This is a genomic window from Alteromonas sp. ABH2_165, assembly GCF_056159945.1.
This window is the reverse complement of record NZ_JBSWWF010000008.1, coordinates 95,461-114,673: the sequence shown is the minus strand read 5'-3', so window position 1 is coordinate 114,673 and position 19,213 is coordinate 95,461. Positions and strand designations below refer to the sequence as shown.

17 protein-coding genes are annotated in these 19,213 nt (G+C 46.0%); 11 read left to right on the top strand and 6 right to left on the bottom strand.

Translation table 11 applies throughout. From position 1 onward, the window contains the following. Positions 1-232 precede the first annotated feature (232 nt). Genes ACXAFQ_RS15905 through ACXAFQ_RS15880 form a run of 6 tightly spaced genes read left to right on the top strand, consistent with a single transcriptional unit; the run spans position 233 to position 6,069 of the window. Complete coding sequence (locus tag ACXAFQ_RS15905) at positions 233-556, top strand: serine O-acetyltransferase (RefSeq protein WP_474824377.1); 324 nt, start codon at positions 233-235, stop codon at positions 554-556. Next, positions 553-1,740, top strand: coding sequence for a glycosyltransferase family 2 protein (locus ACXAFQ_RS15900; RefSeq protein ID WP_474824375.1), 1,188 nt, complete (start codon positions 553-555; stop codon positions 1,738-1,740). The genes ACXAFQ_RS15905 and ACXAFQ_RS15900 overlap by 4 nt, the downstream gene beginning before the upstream one ends. Further along, on the top strand, positions 1,740-2,915 hold the full coding sequence (locus ACXAFQ_RS15895; protein ID WP_474824373.1) for a hypothetical protein: 1,176 nt from the start codon (positions 1,740-1,742) through the stop codon (positions 2,913-2,915). The genes ACXAFQ_RS15900 and ACXAFQ_RS15895 overlap by 1 nt, the downstream gene beginning before the upstream one ends. Before the next feature lies 1 nt (position 2,916). After that, the gene (locus tag ACXAFQ_RS15890; RefSeq protein ID WP_474824371.1) at positions 2,917-3,900 is read left to right on the top strand and encodes a polysaccharide deacetylase family protein; all 984 of its coding nucleotides are present in this window, start codon (positions 2,917-2,919) and stop codon (positions 3,898-3,900) included. Between the two features lies 1 nt (position 3,901). Next, on the top strand, positions 3,902-4,954 hold the full coding sequence (locus ACXAFQ_RS15885) for a glycosyltransferase family 4 protein (RefSeq protein ID WP_474824369.1): 1,053 nt from the start codon (positions 3,902-3,904) through the stop codon (positions 4,952-4,954). Then, positions 4,951-6,069, top strand: a complete 1,119-nt coding sequence (locus ACXAFQ_RS15880; RefSeq protein WP_474824367.1) for a glycosyltransferase — start codon at positions 4,951-4,953, stop codon at positions 6,067-6,069. Before ACXAFQ_RS15885 ends, ACXAFQ_RS15880 begins: the two co-directional genes overlap by 4 nt. 59 nt (positions 6,070-6,128) lie before the next feature. On the opposite strand, the gene ACXAFQ_RS15875 is transcribed toward ACXAFQ_RS15880, so the two are convergent. The 3 genes from ACXAFQ_RS15875 to ACXAFQ_RS15865 form a co-directional block, all read right to left on the bottom strand. Further along, positions 6,129-7,199, bottom strand: a complete 1,071-nt coding sequence (locus ACXAFQ_RS15875) for a GNAT family N-acetyltransferase (RefSeq protein ID WP_474824365.1) — start codon at positions 7,197-7,199, stop codon at positions 6,129-6,131. 7 nt (positions 7,200-7,206) lie between these two features. After that, the gene (xrt, locus tag ACXAFQ_RS15870; RefSeq protein WP_474824363.1) at positions 7,207-8,634 is read right to left on the bottom strand and encodes an exosortase; all 1,428 of its coding nucleotides are present in this window, start codon (positions 8,632-8,634) and stop codon (positions 7,207-7,209) included. A gap of 72 nt (positions 8,635-8,706) precedes the next feature. Then, positions 8,707-10,119 carry a TIGR03013 family XrtA/PEP-CTERM system glycosyltransferase gene (locus tag ACXAFQ_RS15865; RefSeq protein ID WP_474824361.1) on the bottom strand — a complete coding sequence of 471 codons (1,413 nt, stop codon included), beginning with the start codon at positions 10,117-10,119 and terminating at the stop codon, positions 8,707-8,709. 198 nt (positions 10,120-10,317) lie between these two features. Here ACXAFQ_RS15865 and ACXAFQ_RS15860 point away from each other — a divergent pair, with 198 nt between their 5' ends. From ACXAFQ_RS15860 to ACXAFQ_RS15845, 4 genes are read left to right on the top strand one after another with little or no spacing between them, the layout of a single operon-like run. Further along, entirely contained in the window at positions 10,318-10,905 is a 588-nt protein-coding gene (locus ACXAFQ_RS15860) for an XrtA/PEP-CTERM system exopolysaccharide export protein (RefSeq protein ID WP_425388382.1), read from the top strand. A gap of 25 nt (positions 10,906-10,930) precedes the next feature. Next, positions 10,931-12,505, top strand: coding sequence for an XrtA system polysaccharide chain length determinant (locus ACXAFQ_RS15855; protein ID WP_474824359.1), 1,575 nt, complete (start codon positions 10,931-10,933; stop codon positions 12,503-12,505). Further along, positions 12,505-13,434, top strand: coding sequence for an XrtA-associated tyrosine autokinase (locus ACXAFQ_RS15850; protein WP_474824357.1), 930 nt, complete (start codon positions 12,505-12,507; stop codon positions 13,432-13,434). The genes ACXAFQ_RS15855 and ACXAFQ_RS15850 overlap by 1 nt, the downstream gene beginning before the upstream one ends. After that, the gene (locus ACXAFQ_RS15845; protein WP_474824355.1) at positions 13,400-15,079 is read left to right on the top strand and encodes a porin family protein; all 1,680 of its coding nucleotides are present in this window, start codon (positions 13,400-13,402) and stop codon (positions 15,077-15,079) included. Before ACXAFQ_RS15850 ends, ACXAFQ_RS15845 begins: the two co-directional genes overlap by 35 nt. A 78-nt stretch (positions 15,080-15,157) precedes the next feature. On the opposite strand, the gene ACXAFQ_RS15840 is transcribed toward ACXAFQ_RS15845, so the two are convergent. Then, on the bottom strand, positions 15,158-16,249 hold the full coding sequence (locus ACXAFQ_RS15840; RefSeq protein ID WP_474824353.1) for an XrtA/PEP-CTERM system-associated ATPase: 1,092 nt from the start codon (positions 16,247-16,249) through the stop codon (positions 15,158-15,160). Between the two features lie 112 nt (positions 16,250-16,361). Next, positions 16,362-17,789, bottom strand: a complete 1,428-nt coding sequence (gene hldE / locus ACXAFQ_RS15835; protein ID WP_474824351.1) for a bifunctional D-glycero-beta-D-manno-heptose-7-phosphate kinase/D-glycero-beta-D-manno-heptose 1-phosphate adenylyltransferase HldE — start codon at positions 17,787-17,789, stop codon at positions 16,362-16,364. Positions 17,790-17,812: 23 nt separating this feature from the next. On the opposite strand from hldE, the gene ACXAFQ_RS15830 reads away from it, so the two are divergent. Beyond that, positions 17,813-18,163 carry a GIY-YIG nuclease family protein gene (locus tag ACXAFQ_RS15830; RefSeq protein ID WP_474824349.1) on the top strand — a complete coding sequence of 117 codons (351 nt, stop codon included), beginning with the start codon at positions 17,813-17,815 and terminating at the stop codon, positions 18,161-18,163. Positions 18,164-18,188: 25 nt separating this feature from the next. Here the strand turns inward: ACXAFQ_RS15830 and ACXAFQ_RS15825 are convergent, their stop codons facing one another. Then, positions 18,189-19,109 carry a DUF350 domain-containing protein gene (locus ACXAFQ_RS15825; RefSeq protein WP_474824347.1) on the bottom strand — a complete coding sequence of 307 codons (921 nt, stop codon included), beginning with the start codon at positions 19,107-19,109 and terminating at the stop codon, positions 18,189-18,191. Positions 19,110-19,213: the final 104 nt, after the last annotated feature.

Sequence of the window (19,213 nt, the reverse complement as noted above, 5' to 3'; positions counted from 1 at the left end):
CGCGGGCACAACCTTGTGCTCGCAGTAAGCGAAAATATGGAAGTACAAGTTAGTGTTAAACATTTTCAAGAGCGACCTCAAATATAAACAAGCTATCTTTGCCGATGATGGTGCTCACCTCTCACTACTCAGACTTTTATTGACTGACGGAACAAGTGCAACATTTTTGTTCCGTTTATCTCACCTGTGCAGTCGAGGATTACTCAGCCCTCTCGGACTCTTTTTTCAAATTTTGAATAAATGGTTCAACGGTTGCGTTATTGGTGTGAAAGCTCAGTTCGGTAAAGGTTTGGTGATCATGCATCCTGTGGGTGTGGTGATTAACAGCAAGGTCGTAACCGGTGAGCGTGTGGTTATTGAAAGCGGCGTGGTTATTGGTGATGAAAAAGGACTATCACCCACTATTGGTAACGATGTATTTATTGGCGCTGGGGCTAAAATAATCGGTGGGGTGACCATCGGCGATAACGTGAAAATTGGCGCCAATGCAGTGGTAGTAAAAGATATACCTTCTAACTGCACCGCATTAGGCATACCAGCGAAGCCTAAACAATGACGACTTTTCTTACAACCGTCTTCTGGCTAAGTGTTGGTGCAATCCTTTACACCTATGCTGTTTATCCGGTTCTGCTCATTCTATTAAGTAGCTTAAAACAGGCAATCAAAGACACGAAGTTCGTGCTAAGTAAACAGGGGCGTCGTAAACGCGACAGCGAGCTGCCTGAAGTCACGGTGGTTATTGCTGCCTATAACGAAGAAAAGTGTATAAAAGCGCGGGTTGAAAATTTACTCGCGCTGAATTACCCCGCTGAAAAGTTGAGTATTCTTATTGGGTCTGACGGGAGCACAGATAATACCAATGCGCTATTAAGCGAATTTACTGACTCGCGTTTTGAAGCCGTTTTATTTGAACAAAATCGCGGCAAGATCAACGTACTTAACGATTTGCTGAACCAGGTAAAAACACCCATCACCGTTTTTTCCGATGCTAATACGTTTTTTCAGCCTGATGCAATTACCAAGTTGGTCGCTGATTTCCGTGAGCCCGAAATAGGTGGCGTATGCGGCGAACTCGAGCTTGTAGACGCATTTTCCGGTAACAACAAAGACAGCCTTTATTGGCAGTATGAGCAGGTGCTTAAATTCCATGAATCTCGCATCAACGCAATGCTCGGGGCAAACGGTGCCATTTATGCTATTCGTACTGAACTTTATGAACCCTTGCCAGAGAACACCATCATTGATGATTTCTGTGTATTTATGGGCGTAGCGAGGCAAGGATACCGGTTAACGTATAACCCGGAAGCCAGGGCCATTGAAGAAATTGCCCCTAACCTTAGCGAAGAAGCAAGCCGCAGAGTGAGAATTGGTGCCGGCAATTACCAAGCGATGAGTCGTCTTGGCTGGGTACTTAGCCCAACGGCAGGTGCCCGTTGCTTTGCCTACATTAGCCACAAAATTGTGCGCTGGTTTGTGCCTCACTTCATGCTTTTAGCATTAGTAACCAATATTATGCTTGCTTTTGGCAACCCGATTTACAGTGTTTTGATGTGCGGTCATGCCCTCTTCTATCTGGCGTATTTTTATGGTTTAAATATGTCTGAAAACAAAAAGGGAAAACTCGCTGCCATCATTAAACTTGTCACATTTTTTGTCTCTATGAACGTTTCCCTCGGACAGGGATTCATTCGCTTTTTAACATCAAAGCAGTCTGCAACCTGGAAAAGAACGGCCCGCTAATGACTTTTTATATTCTTCTTACCTTCGTGTTTCTTTTACTGCTGGCTGTGTCCTTTGCAGTCGTGCTTATTTATAAAAAAGATATGCATCCTTGGATCCTCGGGTATTGGAGAAAAGCTTTTTTTTCCAGTAAACCTCAAACATCCGGCACTACGCATGTCATGTTTTGCTTTGTCGATCACTACGAACCTCAGTGGTTAAATAAAGACAATATTGAGCTTGAGAGAGAGCGTGTTGATCGTTGGTTTAATGACTACCCCAAAATGGCGGAAAAATTCACTGATGCCGACGGCTGTCACCCTAAACATTCGTTTTTCTTCCCTGAAGAAGAATACCGCGAAGAACACTTGAACAAGCTGTCAGATTTGTGTGCCAGAGGATTTGGTGAAATAGAGATACACCTTCACCACGAAAACGACACCAGTGATAATCTGCGTATGGTCTTGAGCAATTTTGCACAGACACTGCATGAAAAACACGGTGCCCTGGCGACAGACCCCGTAACAGGAAAGCCTGTTTATGCATTTATTCATGGTAACTGGGCCCTTGATAACTCTCATCCCAAAGGCCATTGGTGTGGCGTGAATGACGAGCTCATTGTGTTGAAAGAAACTGGCTGTTATGTCGATATGACATTCCCCTCACCAGATTCAACACAGCCGTCACTGACTAACTGTTTTTATTACGCCAAAGACGATCCAAATAAGCCCAAGTCCTATAATACGGGCAAGCTTATGCATAAAAACGGCAGCGCAAGCGGTGACATGCTCATCATGCAAGGCCCTATGGGCTTCAACCGTGAAGCCTTCAAATTTGGTATCCTGCCGAAGATAGAACGCGCTGATATTCGCGATAATATGCGTCCATCACCGGCACGTATTGATAACTGGGTAGATAAACACATTCACGTTGAGGGGCAGCCAAACTGGATTTTCATTAAAATTCATACCCACGGCGCTCAAGATGTCGATATGCCTGCACTACTCGGCGAGCCTATCGAAGCCATGCACCGTCATTTAAATGAAAAGTACAATGATGGTGAGCAATATAAATTACATTACGTAAGTGCAAGGGAAATGTACAACATCGCCAAAGCAGCCGAAGCTGGTGAACAAGGCGATCCGAACGATTACCGCGATTTTATTTTGAAAAAGCCAGCATTTAAAAGGATGTAGTGTGCTAGCCAAAAGGATACAGTCAAAAGTTGAGTCATTATTGGGCGTTTCCGATTTTCGTTGGAAACACTTGCCCAATGGTGTTTATGTACTCAACCTGCACCGGATAGGTGATGTTGCCAGCAGTAAACTGGATCCGAATGTTTATTCCTGCTCTGCAGAAAAACTTCAACAACATCTCACTTACCTCAAACAGTACTTTGATATTATTAGTCTGAGTGAGCTTATTGAGTTAGTCAGCAACAAATCGCGGGCTAATGGAAAGTATCTCGTTGTGACTTTTGACGATGGTTACCGGGACAATTTTGAATTGGCCTACCCGATCCTCAAGTCATTGAAAATCCCAGCTGTGTTCTTTATTGCTACGGGCCTTATTGAAAATGCGGAGCTTCCCTGGTGGGACAAGGTCGCTTATTTAATTCAGCGTTCTCATATTAAAAAGATAAAACTCCCTTACTGGAAAGAAACTGTAGAATTAACCGGTAACCGACAAATTTTTGTACGCTTGATACTCAATCAAATTAAGCAGTCTACATCACCAATTTGTCAACAAATCACTGACATTGAGAACTTTGTAGGCAAGCCCACTGCTTACCCAAATTCAGAGTTTATGACCTGGGAGCACATTCGCGAACTGAGTGCGAATGGTATGGATATTGGCGCACATTCGCATAGCCACGACATTCTCGCCAAACTGGATGATGAACAGATGCTTTTCGAGCTCAGTCATTCGAAGTCGATTTTGGAAGAGAAGCTTGGTAAGAAAGTGCGCGCTTTTAGTTATCCGGTTGGAAGTAAAAACACCTACAATGACAGTGTCATTGAAGCACTGATAAATAATGGCTACGAAATTGCCTTTAATTTTCATCCTGGCGTAAATGTGAATTTGACGAAGAATCGATATGACCTCTGTCGGTTCCCCATCGAATACATGATGGATGACACAGCCCTTAAGAAAATGCTCACCTACGCCAAACGGATATAGAATGAAGACTCAAAAAATACTGCACTGTGTGAGCAGCTTTCAGGTTGGAGGTGCAGAAAAGTGTGCTGTAAACCTCCTGACTTATCAACATGAGCAAGGTTATAAAGTGGCAGCTCTGAGCTATGGGCATGTAAATGATCCTTTTCAAGCTATTGTAGAAAAGCGAGGGATCAGAGTGATTAACAATACGCAAAGTGTGCTTAAACGCCTGGCAACAGCCAAGCGCCTCATCCGCGACTTCGACATCATTCATATCCATTCTCCTGCAGTAATTCGAGCACTCATGCCCATTTTCCCATTTTTGCTGGATAAAAAGGTCATCTATACCCATCACGGTGAAGATTCTCCTTCTCAAAGAGGCATGCGTTTAAGTCACTGGATAGCCGCACTTTATATCGATCAGGACTTTGCAGTATCAGAAAAAGTGAAAACCAGTGTGAAAGTACGCTATAACTGGTCCCCTGAAAGTACTGTAGTGATTCAAAATGGCGTAATAGCTAATTCAGCCTTACCACAACCGCCATCTCGCCCCTTCCGCTTTGGGTGTGTTGCCAGAATGGTACCACTTAAACAGATTGATAAAGTTGTTCATGCCTTTGCTGAACTAAATGGTGAATATGCATGTGAATTGCATCTTTTTGGTGATGGACCAGAAAGAGAAAATGTTGAGCGGGCGATTGCGCAGCACCAGTTACATGATCAGGTATTTACACACGGTAATGTGTTGGATGAAGACGACATTTACAAGCACCTTGACTGCTTGGTTATAAATTCAACCACGGAAGGTCTGCCAATGGCGCTCATTGAAGCCCTTGCCAGAGGAATACCGGCCATATCTACCCGAGTGGGTGAAATACCCAACCTCGATCAACAACAGCACTTTTGTCTGTTTGTCGATGATACCCAGGCATCGCTCACTGCAGCGATGAATAAAATGGCGACCAATGAAATTCAATGGCAAGAACTCTCAGCCAGTGGTTTGGCGCTAGTGAAATCTTCTTTTGACATTAGTCAGGTCTCTGACATTTATCTAAAAGCCGTCAATGCATTATGAAGCGCAGTGCAATTACCTATTTTACCAACTTGTATCCTTCACCCTGGGAACCAACCAGAGCGGCATACAACTATCAAATAGTAGAGGCTTTACGCGATTTTGCAGACGTCGATGTGCTGGTACCGGTTCCAGCACATATTTATTTTAAGCAACTTTTAAAAGGCAACCTAAAGCAAAGCCGTGCCTGCTTTTTCCCGTTTCTTTTTTTGCCTGGTTTTGGGCGTCGTACCTATTCACTGACCTTGCTGGTTTCAATGCTTTGTTGCATTTTTCCTTTCATCAAACTTGCCCGTTCAGAGAAGATTGTTGCCAGTTGGGCGTTTCCTGAAGGTGTGGTCGCCACTTGGTTTAAGCGTATTTTTGGAAACCGCGTTGTGATTCATTGCGTTGGCACTGATATCAACCTCCATTTCCAACAAAACGGTAGACAGTCGCAAATGCTCAATGCTTTTCAAAGCGCAGATGCAGTCATCACCGTAAGCAAAGACTTGGCAAATAAAATCTCTCAGAAAGCCACCTCTCCCCTTCCGCTCTCGACGGTGTACAACGGCGTGAGCTTTGATGCTTTTTCAGCAGCCCCCGTTGCACAGCACACACCGCGTTTGTTGTTTATAGGTAATTGGCTGCGAACCAAAGGAGTATTTGAACTGATAGACGCCATGGCGCTGCTGCAAGAGAACGGCATTCAGGTGACCTTAGATATCGTCGGTAAAGGCCCTGAAGAACAAGCCATGGCAGAACGGATCGCCCAGTTAAACCTTGGTGATCGAATAACGCTTCGCGGCCCTGTTATGCATAAAGATATTCCTGGCGTACTAAAGAATGCGACGGCACTCATATTGCCTAGTTATCGCGAGGGCGTGCCCAATGTGATTATGGAAGCGCTAGCTGCCGGCATCCCACCGATAGCAACGGCCGTGGGTGGCATCCCGGAAATCATTACTGATGGTGTTAACGGAATATTAATCCACGAGCTAACGGCTCTATCCGTTGCCAATAGTGTTGAAGCTGCATTGAATAACGCCTGGGACCCAGACGCATTAAGACACTCTGTGGCAACCTATACATGGGAAAATTGTGCGAGAGGCTTTTTAAAGGCGTTTGGCGATGAGTAGCGACGTTGAATTGAGTTTAGTTTCAATTGAGACTAGTTAACGTTACGGCTAGTTGAGTGTCACGAAAGTCGTCTCATGACTTTGCAGGCTGTTACGCGCAGCCTATCAATCCATTGCTGTGCCTGATTATGATAAGCGTTAATCGCAACTAATGGCTCGCTATTTTCAGTGAGTCGTTGTTTATAGCTATCATTGATAGACGCTCCCAAAAAATCATACTCTTTAAAACCTCGCCATGCTGCCTCCTGGGCCACCAGAAAATGAATAACCGTTCCTGGTGAAACATTCGGCGTAAAGCCATCATCAATGCCACTTTGATAAAAATACACTGAATCTGCCGATGTCATGCCGTAAAAAGCCGCAACGGGCTGACCGTTGACTTCTAACGTTGCTAATATGAGTTCATCACTATCGAAAAGGGATTTCGCCAGAGCCTGATGAAATTGTAAAAAGTCGCGGTTATCGAATATGGTTGGTGTGTTTGCTTTGCCCCAGCGCTTTTTATGCAAGCTGACGAGCTCATCGAAATACTGCGGCAAATCCTGTTTGTCTTCACAAATACGTAATTGCCCGCCAAGACGGTGAACTAGGTTAAGGTAGCGTTTTGATTTCTTGTTAAGTTTTGATTTAGCCAAGCCATCATTTATCAATGGAATATAAAATCGTGATTGAACCTGTACAGAGTGCATCAGTGAAGCGCTATAAAGCTGCTTACATAGCCGTAATAACAGCGAGTCAGATCGTAGGTTGGCAAGCACTAGGCCTTTGCCAGAAGCTAACAGCGCCGCTTTCAGCGCCTTTAAAACGTCTTCCTGATTAGCATTGTGCATTAGAATATCGTGGTATTCCGTACACACTTCACTTTCTTCCGATTCTCCAGTACCAATAAAACGAAGTTGAAACCATTCATGCTTTCGCTGATAAAGAGGTAACACGGCAACCAATTCGTCACCGCGGAAAACTGTAAATATCTTCAGCTGACGAATGTACTTTTTATATTGACGAAGCCAGCATAAATGCCATTCGGGATGTAGAAAAATTTGGCGATTCCCAGCGGCCTTATACAACTGACGCCACAAGGGCGCCAACCCTATTAATTCGTCAGCCGAATCGATAACGCGGACACGCATAGTGCACTCAGAACTGTTGGAAGCTGAAAGCTTGAGATACTGCCGGCCACTGTTGAATTACTGCATCACAGTTATTGGGACATTGCGCGTGTGCCCATAGTAAGCCCGCTCGCCGTTCCCCTTTTAGCGCAGCTGAAACCCTGGCTTTTTTCATTGCCGTTTCACTGGCAACCTGCTCTGTGGGGGTTATGTAGCTATAAGCGATAAAATGCTGTTCGCGGCCATTTCGAAATATGCGGATAGTCCAAGAGCCATTCTCTAACCGACGCAGCTCCTGCCACGACTCCGGCGCTAGGCGGACTTGATATTGCGTTGGCTTACCGTCAGGATCTTCACCATTGTAGAGGGCTGAAAGCGTATGATATGCAATGCCACCGGCACGTTGTTGTGTTGTGCATATTGTTGGGCCATAAGGAAGATACGGCGCGTATTCACTCTCCAATTGATATTGGTTGCAGTTTTCTTTGTCAATTGGCGGCGTTAGGACATTCAGTTGCAGTACTGAAGAAGAGAGGACAATTAAGCAGCACGCAATAATAACATTGGGCATATGTTGACGGTATGTTTTCAGTGCCGCAGCCTCTTCTTGCTTTTGCAACACATCAGCGAGTTCTTGTTTAATCAATTTCTCGCCGTACCAAAAGAGCAATATGATGAAAGGCGCGTAGATGTACCAGCCAAAATTATTGTGGTCATGCATCAGGTCGCTCTGCATTTCGGTAAAGTGGCCAATCAACACCAGCGCCACGATTCGAATCCAGTTTGTTATGAGTGCACCGATAATCGCCAACGCTATAAACTTAACCACAGAAACTCTGTTTCTAAGGTTAAGAAAAACAAACATTGAGCCAATGGCGAGAGAAACAATGAAGTAACGCAGACCACTGCACCCACCGGCTATAATAAAGGTGCCTTCCGGAATCATTACGGAAGTCCCTTCCACATAGGTGGGAATTCCGGTCAGATTCATTAAGTTCATCACCGCAAAAACAGACAAATGTTGTAGCACATATTGTAACGCACCCCACATTGGATACATGAACAATAAGAAGCCAATTGCGTAAGCCAGCCCTAACGTATAATGGACAACGATCCAACACGCACTAGCCAACAGTAACAAAGAAAACGTCCAATATAGCAGCGACAACTGTGCAGTAAGTGCAAAGTAAAAGCCTACGGCACAAATTATAAAAGCAAACACTGCGGGCAAGTACACGGATTGTCGGGGCTGCAATTCCCCCCGGCGGGCAAGTACAATTAGCAGATAAATAAAAATGAAAGGAATAAGGTAGGAATGGGAGTAGGTACCATCGTCGAAACCATGGCGCCATAAGGTGAGCATAACTGGCGCATTAACCAATGCCCAAAAAAGCGCTAACCCAACAAGCGTCAGCAATATATTTCTTGCTGGATGCTTAGCAAAAAAAGCCATCATACCCATCTCCTTATTCATACTTCTACCCTGATGTTATACAACGGCTTTTTAAGCAATAGCGATTGCGGAAAATTAGCGCCCTTTACCAAATAAAACGATTTCTACCGTACGAATTAGAATGAGAATATCCAGCAGTAGACTCTGATGTTTGACGTAATAGAGATCAAACTTCAGTTTTTCCATTGAATCTTCAACGCTCGCACCGTAGGGATAATTTAGCTGAGCCCAGCCAGCAAGGCCCGGCTTAACGTTGTGGCGCTGATTATAATACGGCACTTCACGTACCAGTTTCTCAACGAATTCAGGCCGTTCAGGACGAGGACCGATGAAAGCCATCTCACCTTTGAAAACATTAAACAGCTGCGGTAATTCATCAACCCGGTACTTACGGATGAAGTGACCAATACGGGTCACACGATCATCATTTTTACTGGCCCACTTTGCACCGTCTTTTTCAGCGTCAGGCCGCATACTTCTGAACTTAATGATCTTAAACAGCTTTCCGTTCAGACCTACACGCTCCTGTTTATAAAATACAGAGGCGCCTGTCCGTCGGCCGTCATCCAACCAAATGATGATGGCGGTGATCAGCATGAATGGCCAGGTGAAGAAAAACACAAACGAGGCAAGAAATGCATTGAGAAAGTAATCCATTGCATCACGCAGATAGTTCTGACTATGGAAACCATTAGAGTAAATAACCCAGCTTGGATACATGAGGTTGACAACGATTTGTCCTGTTTCACGTTCCATGAAGTCGAGTAAGTCTGTCACTTCAATACCGCGTAGTCTGCATTCGAATAGGACATCTATGGGTAACGTACCTCGACGCTGGTCACAAGCAATGACAATTTCTTCGATTTCATTGTCGGCAATAAACTGCTGAAAATTCTCATCGACTTTAACGTGAATGATTTTTTCATTTTTGATGCCGTCTTCCCGGTTGTCACCAGGTATGGGAATAAATCCCAACAGATCAAATCCGATACGGTCCACATCGCGGCGCATTCGCTTTTCTATAATAGATGCACGCTCACCCGCACCCAGCACGACAATGCGCACTTTACCTAGGCCAAGTAGGCCCAAGCGGTTGGTGAAGTAGCGGAATATCACCAGCGTGATAATAATGCTAGATACAGCCGCTGGCAGGAAATAAGAATGCATCGTCAGTTCGTCGAACAGCGCGCGACTGACCACTTCCACTAGAAAATAACTCAGACCCACACTCACGAAAATTCGACGAATAATACCGCGGAATGTTTCTCTGAGCTTAGCTTCGTAAAGCCCCACAGACAGTGAGCAAAGCAGGATACTAACAGTGAGCATGCCTACATTTACCACTAATTTCTCAATACTTACCGGTTCACTAATACCGATCTGAACCAAAATGAACTGCGTAATGTATCCCATGTACGCAACGAGCAGAGCTTCGGTTAGAACAAGAATGTTTGAACGCTTGCTTTGATTGTGCTTATTTATCGCCACCCTTGGCCCCCTGATACTGCAACATCTTTGTACATGATAAAGGTTATTATTGTAATAGACTACATAAGATGATGGCATTATAGTGGTATTTGCCGTAGGGTAAATTACATTAAGGCAAAAAAATTAATTAAACCGAGTGTAGGATGAACTCTCATGTATTGGTCTAAACAAGTTTTAAGTTTGACGGTTGTCGGCGCCATGACAGCCCTTTCTGGATGCACAAGCCACTCTACGTTGCCAACTGCAACAGCACACCCATCAAAGACAACAAATGTTAATGATTATCAATACCTTATCGGTCCTGGTGATTCGTTAACTATCTTTGTGTGGCGTAACCCTGAAATTTCTGGTCAGTTTATCGTTCGTCCGGACGGTAAAGTGACGACTTCATTAGTAGAAGACGTTGATGTTGCAGGAAAAACCCCTTCTACATTAGCCCGAGAGCTTGAAGAAAAGCTGTCTACTTTCATTAATAACCCTCGCGTTACGGTTAGCCTGAATAATTTTTCTGGTCCTCTCAGCGAACAGGTTCGTGTTATTGGTGAAGCCACTAACCCACGTGCTATTAGCTACACCGAAAACATGACATTACTGGATCTCATGATTGCAGTGGGTGGATTGACCGAGTTCGCTAACGGTAATGACGCCAAACTGGTTCGAGTCGTAAACGGCGAGCAAGCGACCTACGATGTGAATATTGATGATCTGATCCGTGACGGCGATATTTCTAAGAATATTGATATCCTGCCTGGCGATATCGTAATTATTCCAGAAGCCTGGTTCTAGAAGTAAAAAGTAGTTAGGACATTCAATGCAGGATTTACAGCGCGCCCTCGGTCACTTTAACGACTATGTAAAGGGAATTTGGGTCAAAAAGCGTCTTATCATGGTGTGTACCTGGATACTCTGCCCGATAGGTTTCGCCTACGTGGCGATGCTTCCAGACGTTTACCGATCGCAGGCCGTGGTTTTCGTTGATACCCGCTCCGTGTTACAGCCATTGTTGAAGGGTTTGGCCATACAGACAAACCCTGACCAAGAAATACAGACAATGGCAAAAACACTGCTTAGCCGGTCAAACGTAGAAACCATTGCTCGAGAAAGCGATTTAGATTTAACCACTACCAGCGACAAAGAATTTGATAACCTGGTAAATGGCTTGTCTACCGATATTCAATTAAGAGCTACCGGTCGCGACAACATTTTCACCATTTCCTACGAAAACAGAAGCCCGGCTATGGCGCAAACTGTGGTTCAGGAAACGCTGAATTTATTCGTAGAAGGTGCCCTCGGCAACAACCGTCGCGACACCGATACCGCAAACCGTTTCCTTGATGAGCAGATTGCTGAGTACGAGTCACGACTTTCTGAAGCAGAGCAACGCCTTGCCAACTTCAAACGTCAGTACAATAATATTCTCCCGCTTCAAGGTACTTTCTATTCAACATTGCAAACGCTGAATAACGAGCTCGAAGCCACACGCTTGTTGATAAAGCAAACAACGCAGCAGGTTGAATCGTTAACCAATCAGCTATCACGTTCTAAAGGCACTGGCGATAGCTTTGGTGTGAGTAATCAGTCTGATTCGGTGCTTCGTACTCGCTACGATGAACGAATCAAAACCTTGGAAGAGCGTCTTGACGATCTTCAATTGCGTTTCACTGATCAACACCCTGACGTTATAGAAGCGAAAGCCTTGCTTGCGAATCTGGAAGAAGCCCGTCAGAAAGAAATCGATGATTTTCGAAATGCAGACGAAAGTGATTCTGATGGCGTGCCCATGAGCGATTTAAACCAGGAACTTAAACTGGAAATCAGTCGCCATGAGAGCTCTGTTGCGGCACTCACCGTTAAAGAACAGGATTTACAACGCCGTATTGCTGCTCTCGAATCTAAGATAGATTTAGTGCCGCAAATCGAGGCCGAGTCAGCTGCGCTTAACCGTGACTACTTTATCACTAAAGACAAGTACGAAGACTTACTGGCTCGACGTGAGTCAGCAGACCTGTCTCGTCGCGCTGATGTTTCAGCTGAAGAGTTGCAGTTCCGAATCATTGAGCCTCCTCTTCAGCCGAACGAGCCTTCCGGCCCTTATCGCATCATCTACTACACAGTTGTGCTGCTTTTAAGCTTCGGTATTGGTATTGGTCTTGCGTTCCTGTTTAGCCAATTGTCTCCACTGTTGGTCAGAGCGTCGCAGCTCAATCAAATTACAGACTATCCAGTCTGGGGCACGGTAACTCACCTGAACATTAATGAAATCAGGAAGACAAACCGGGTGCGCATGGCTGTTTTCCTTGTATCTTCAGGAATATTAGTGATGGCGTATGGCCTATTAGTTGGAGCAGAATTGCTTAATATCGATCTACTGCAGGGTATCTTGTAATGAGCAGTACAATTGAAAAAGCGCTGCAACGGCAGCGTGAAGCCCAGAAGAAGAAAGCTGAACTTGAAGCTCAACAAGCAGCTTCTGCCTCTTCTGAATCGCCGGCAGTGTCTGAAGAGGAAGTTATTTCTGCTACTCAGCCTGCTGCGAAACCTAAACCTGCACCTTTAGGTAAGTCATCGACTCTCGAACCGTTTGAACTTGATATTCAACGTTTAGAAGAGAACGGTCATATTTCTATTAATGGTGTACGTAAGCAAATTAACGAAGAGTACCGTGAAATCAAGCGGAAGCTCATCAACAACGCCTTCGGTAAACTGTCTTCAACACTGAAAAACAGTAACATCATTATGGTTACCAGTGGACGCCCGTCAGAGGGTAAAACGTTCACGGCGTGTAACCTGGCAATGAGTATTGCAGCCGAGCAGGACAAAACCGTACTGTTGGTGGATGCTGACGTGTTAAAGCCGAATGTTTTAAATACATTAGGCTTACAACGTCGTGAAGGTTTGATGGAATATCTCACAGGTGAAGTGGACGATATATCTGACGTACTCTACCCCACTAACCTTGATAAGTTGAAAATCATTCCTGCCGGTCGTTCTCACCATTTGACCACTGAGCTTCTGGCCAGTGAGAAGATGGCCGAAACAGTAAATGAGTTTGCCAACCGCTATCCAGATCGTATCGTTATCTTTGACACACCGCCCCTGATCGGGATTACAGAAACGGCTGTACTGGCAAACTTCGCCGGCCAAGCTGTGGTAGTGGTTGAAGAAGGTAAGTCAAAACTAAATGATGTTCGTCATGCAGTCGAACGTTTGAACCCAGACATGGCAATCGGCTTCGTTGTTAACAAATCGGTGAATAATGATCCGGAAGGAACCGGCTACTATGGATACTACTACGCAGAAAGGCAAAACCCTTAGTATGCGAGCATCTCAGCGTAATAAAAAAAATTGGTTACCTGTGCTGTCGCCGTTAGCTTTAGTGCTAACGGCTCATTTCGCGCATGCTGAAGGCCTTAATGTATCAGCTTCGGTAGAAGCTAAATCACTTTTGCAGAATCGTCATTCCAATGTGCGAAATGAGGAACTGTTGACACTTGCCGTTACGCCCGAAGGTCGTATTGGTTATACATCACGTACATTTCGCGGCTATGTAACTGGTAGTGTTACGCAGATGGAACGGGATTCCGACGATGTTGTCCGTAAAGATACCTACGCGGAATATGGCTACGGTGCAAGTTGGGAAGCTATTGATAATCTGCTGACACTCGAAACACGAGGCAGCCAACGCTTCCTCGACAATACAGGTGCTAACTTTCTAATTTCAGATTACTTTCTCTACGCTGAAGAGTTGGTGAAAGTTGAAACGCAAAGCTATAGCGCCAAGCTCACTTTACCCCAGGGTGATTACATCGCTGGTGGCGGTTCAGTTAACTACTCAGCCGGTGACTCAAGCGAGTCAGAATTTCGACCAACGACAACGTTCAACAACGACTCAATGACCTCAGATTTTTATCTGATGAACGGCAATGACGCACAAAATTACTTTTGGACTGCCACAGGCATGTACCGTGATCTTGAGCGCGACGAACAAACCAGTAACGGGGACTACTCAGGTACCTACCTGACCGGTTCACTCGATTCAATGGTTTACGGCCCCATTGGCATTCGTCTTAACGCCAGTTATGACGCCAATGAACTTACCGACCGTACCGATGAATTCAGTAACAAGCGGCAGTTCAGAAGTTATGGTGTGGGGTTAACTTACCGCCAGGATGCTGGCCACTATGTGGCAATTACAGCTAACAAAGTCAATTCAGATGTAGAAAGAGACGATGGCGACATATTCGTTGGTATCGACACCCGTTGGGCGATAACCCCACGTACCAGCTTCCAGGCTACCTATGGACGACGTTTCTACGGTAAATCGGGCAGTGCAGCACTGACCTATAACTCCCGTAAAATACGCGGAGCCTTACGATATAACGAACAAGTCACGTCATATAGCCAGCTTGTAGCCAACCCTCAATCACTTGGCATTTTTGTCTGTCCTATTGGTCAGTTTACTGCTGCAGACTGTTTCCAGCCACCTTCGCTTGATTACTCGCTGGGTGACGGTGAACAATATCTTCAGTTTATCGATTCGGGCGTTGAATTATCTAATGCTGTTATATTGAGAAAATCAGCGGCTGCAGAAATGGGGCTTCAAGGGCGCCGGGCAACTGTACTATTAAATTTGCAGTATGCTGACGACAACTTCCTTGAGTTCAATCGACAGCGAACCATTTACTCTGCAACCGTGAGTGGTACTTACGAACTCGGAAGACGCACAACGCTACTTGGGAGCCTTCGCTATGGAACTACTGAGCAAGACAACGGAACGTCAACTGCAGATAACGAGCAGTGGCTATTATCAACGGGTCTTCGACGTAAGTTTGGTAAGAGCCTCAGTGGCGATATCGAGGCTGGTTACATGAAGCGTACCGGCACGCTTGCAACTTCGGTTTATGGTGCGAATTACGATGAGCGAAGAATTACATTGACGGTTCGTTACGAATACGAATAGTGTTTAACGTTTAATAAAAACGCCGCTTGAAGCGGCGTTTTTTATTGGCTGACGGTTATTGAGAATATCCCAATGCCATCATTCCTCGTCTTTCATGCGGACGTACGTCTGATACTTCTTCTTAAGCATTTTGTCGATGTATTGCGTGAGTTTAACCTTATGCGCAATCGCATCGTCCAATGCATCCACCAGCTCAGCAAGCATTGCCTTATAGTATTCGGCGTCCTGCACTTCTTTACCTTTTGGCGTAATCAATTTTGAATGGGGGCCTTTTTGCTTCAGGCTCGCCATGACCTCTGACAAATCCATTTCTTCGTCGTCATCGTCTTCATCCATCTCAGCTAACGGTGAGTCAGGTACAAACATCTCGTCTTTGACTTCGCTGATCACTGCATTTACCGCTTCTTCGTCCAGGGTTTCCAACTCTTCAAGAAATCCGTACAGAAGGATGCGGTCCATGAGCGTATTAATTTTTCTTGGTACGCCCCGGGTGAATTCGTGAATACGAGAATACGCTTCCTGAGAGAACAACGCGCCACGATTCCAACCCGCATGCTCCATACGATACTCGATATAGCGAACCACTTCGTCGGCAACCAATGGAGCCAAATGACATGATGCAACAATACGCTGACGGAACTGCTCCATGTTCGGCGCACGTAAAATAGGCTGAAGCTCTTCCTGACCTAACAGAAAGCTCTGCAACAAGGGTTTACCGTTCTGCTGGAAGTTAGACAGCATTCGCAATTCTTCGATGGTTTCCAGCGGCAGGTTCTGCGCTTCATCCACGAGTAAAAGCGCGCGACGGCCTTGTTGGCTTAAGGCATAAAGGAAAGACTCAAGTTCTTTGAGAATATCGGCTTTAGTCAGACCCGCTGTATTGATCTCGAACTTCGATGCCACCATTTTCACCAGTTCGTCTGGCGTGAGTTTGGGTGTTACGATTTGAGCAGCAACGATATCATCTTCAATTTCAGCCAGCAGGCTGTTAGCGATGGTGGTTTTACCGGTACCGATATCACCGGTGATAACGATAAATCCTTCTGCTTGTGACAGACCATACTGTAAGTATGACATCGCCCGTTTGTGCCACTTACTGGCAAAGAAAAACGCCGGATCCGGGGTTAACTGGAATGGCTTGGAATCGAGTCCATAAAAACTTTCGTACATGAATATACCGCTATGCTTAAACCACGTCTTGTGAAGATTTAAGGGTATCGTAAAGCCGTGAGTATCGCTATGCCTGAAGCCGCTTTATTGACGAATAAAGCGGGATTTCTGCCTACTGCTGTTTACTAACGATTTGGCTGATTATTCCCGTTGTCGACACACCCTCTTCAAAGTGCAATACCCGCACTTCACCGCCATTATCCATGACTTCCTGGCCGCCGGCGATTTCCTCTACCTTGTAGTCTCCCCCTTTCACCAGAATGTCTGGGAGCAGCCCGGCGATCAAACGTTGCGGCGTGTCTTCGCTAAATGGAACAACCCAATCTACGGCTGCTAAGCCGGCCAACACCGCCATTCTTCGACTGACATTATTGATGGGTCGACCCGGCCCTTTCAGACGCGATACCGATGCGTCGTCATTCACGGCAACGATCAAACGGTCACCAAGTTTAGCGGCAGCTTCCAGATAGCTCACATGGCCCGCATGCAGAATGTCAAAGCAACCATTGGTCATCACAATACGTTCGCCACGATGACGGGCCTGGGCCATGGCAGACAAGAGCTGCTCTTCGGTCATCACGCCGCCATCCAAATGGCTGGATTGTTCACCCAGTGCAACAGCGAGTTCCGTGGTTGTTACTGTAGAAGTACCTAGTTTGCCAACGACAATACTTGCAGCAATGTTAGCTAATACGCAGGCATCTGGCATGCTCACGCCGGCTGCGATAGAAGATGCCAGCACCGACACGACGGTATCACCTGCACCGGTCACATCGTAAACTTCTTTTGCTTTCGCGGGTAAATGGAACGGGGCTTCATCAGCACAAAACAGCGTCATGCCCTGCTCAGACCGGGTGAGTAAAATTGCGTACAGTTCAAGTTCATTTCTTAATGACTCGGCTTGAGCAACCAGAGTGGTTTCATCAGCGGCAGGGCCTTTCACTAATTCAAGCTCGGCTCGATTAGGTGTAATGAGCGTGGCACCCGCATAGCGGGAGAAGTCTTGCCCTTTAGGATCGATAACGACAGGTTTTCCCGCCGCTTTCGCAGCTTTGATAAATACCTGGGCATCCGACAGACAGCCTTTCGCATAGTCGGAAAGCACCACTAAATCGTGATCTGCCAGCGCTTTTTCGTAAGCGGCGACAAGTGCGCTTTTATCCACATCGGCAAAGCTCTTTTCGAAATCCAGGCGCAACAGTTGCTGATTTCGACTCATAATACGCAATTTGGTAATCGTATCGTGCCCCGCACAACGGACTAACTCATGTTGAATATCAAAAGATGTCAGCCTTTCTGCAAGAATAGCGGCATTTTCATCGTCACCGCAAAGCCCCAGCAAAGTGACATTTGCACCTAGTGATGCCGCATTAATTGCCACGTTAGCAGCACCACCGGGACGGTCTTCGATACTGTTCACATTGACCACAGGAACCGGTGCTTCAGGGGAAATTCTGCCGGTGCCGCCGGTCCAGTACCGGTCGAGCATCAGGTCGCCGACAATCAGAATACGCGTTGCGCTAAAGTCTGGTAGAATCATCGTTTTATTTACTAGCTTTTAAGTTGCAGCAGAGTATACCAGTCATCGATACAAAAGAGCAGACAACGGCGCCGCAGTGGTATATCTACATCGTTGAAAATCGTCTGGGCCAGCTTTACACCGGCGTGACCACGTCCCCGCAACGTCGTATTCGACAACATCGCGGGGAAATTAAAGGCGGAGCGAGAGCTTTGAAAGGTAAAGGTCCGATAAAGTTCAGATGGATTGCGTCAGTGTCTGGTAAATCTGACGCCATGCGCTGCGAGTATAGTTTGAAACAGTTAAAGCGGCCTCAGAAACTGGCGCTGATTAAAGGCGTACGGCCACTCCCCTTCGAAGCAGAGGTTTGCACCCACCTTTTTCAAGATAACTAAGCGCCCCTCTGCAATGAACTTGCCGTTAAGCGCTAACGTCCAGAAAAGCCAGAATACCGTTTACCACCAGTGCGATACCGATGCTCAGCGTAAGCTCTAAACACGCTACGCCCACGTTATGTTGTTGATCGACTTCCTGGCGATAATCCAGGCCAATCAAGAGTAACTTTTTACTGAGCGTCACTAACACCAACAGCGCCAATGACAAGATTGCCCCCGTAATCAACCAGCCGGTGATGTTGCTCACGTAACCGGAAGGATTATAGGTAAGCAGGTGACTGGCTGACGACACAATCATAGCAATCCCCAGCAAATTACCGGCATGTTCCACGGCTAGTGCAAGCTGACCTTTTCGCAATGCTCCCTGAAACGAGTCGTTTTGATTATCTCTGGCATAGCGGATTTCGTAGAGCCGGGTCATCATCATTAATAGCGCCAACACCACGGTAAAGCCAGTGATAATCGCTATCAGCGCGTTCATATCACTGCCATCGACCCACAGCATCATACTACGCAGAATAATGGCGCTGGCAATGAGACTGGATGCATCCACCAATGCCACACTGACGCTGCGATCTTCAATAAGCCCCATGGTATCGAGTCGGTTTAGCACAATTTTGTCGTGGGCGAAGCGGCCGAACTTCACCAGGACGACACCTACAAGACCAAAGGTAATCATACCAATTGCCGCTTCCGTGTAGCCTTGTCCTACATGACGCCCTACAACAGATGCCAACACGATGCAGAGTGATAACATGCCACCGGCCATGCTAATGCCGAATGCGAAGTTATCCTGAACCCCTAACTCTTCTACTACGGAATGTTTGCGAAAAGCACCAGACAGCCACTTCATCACCATCAAAAGCGCCAGCGCGATAGCAATATCAATCAGCAGGTATATCCATATATCGTGGGGAACCGGGTTTAACTTAACCAACGCATCCATGAACTATCACTCCGAAAATAAAAGGAAAGTTGTAACTGTTGAACTGGAGACCATCCGCATCTTATGCCAGACTCGGCGCATACCGATATAAATGATCCCGCGTA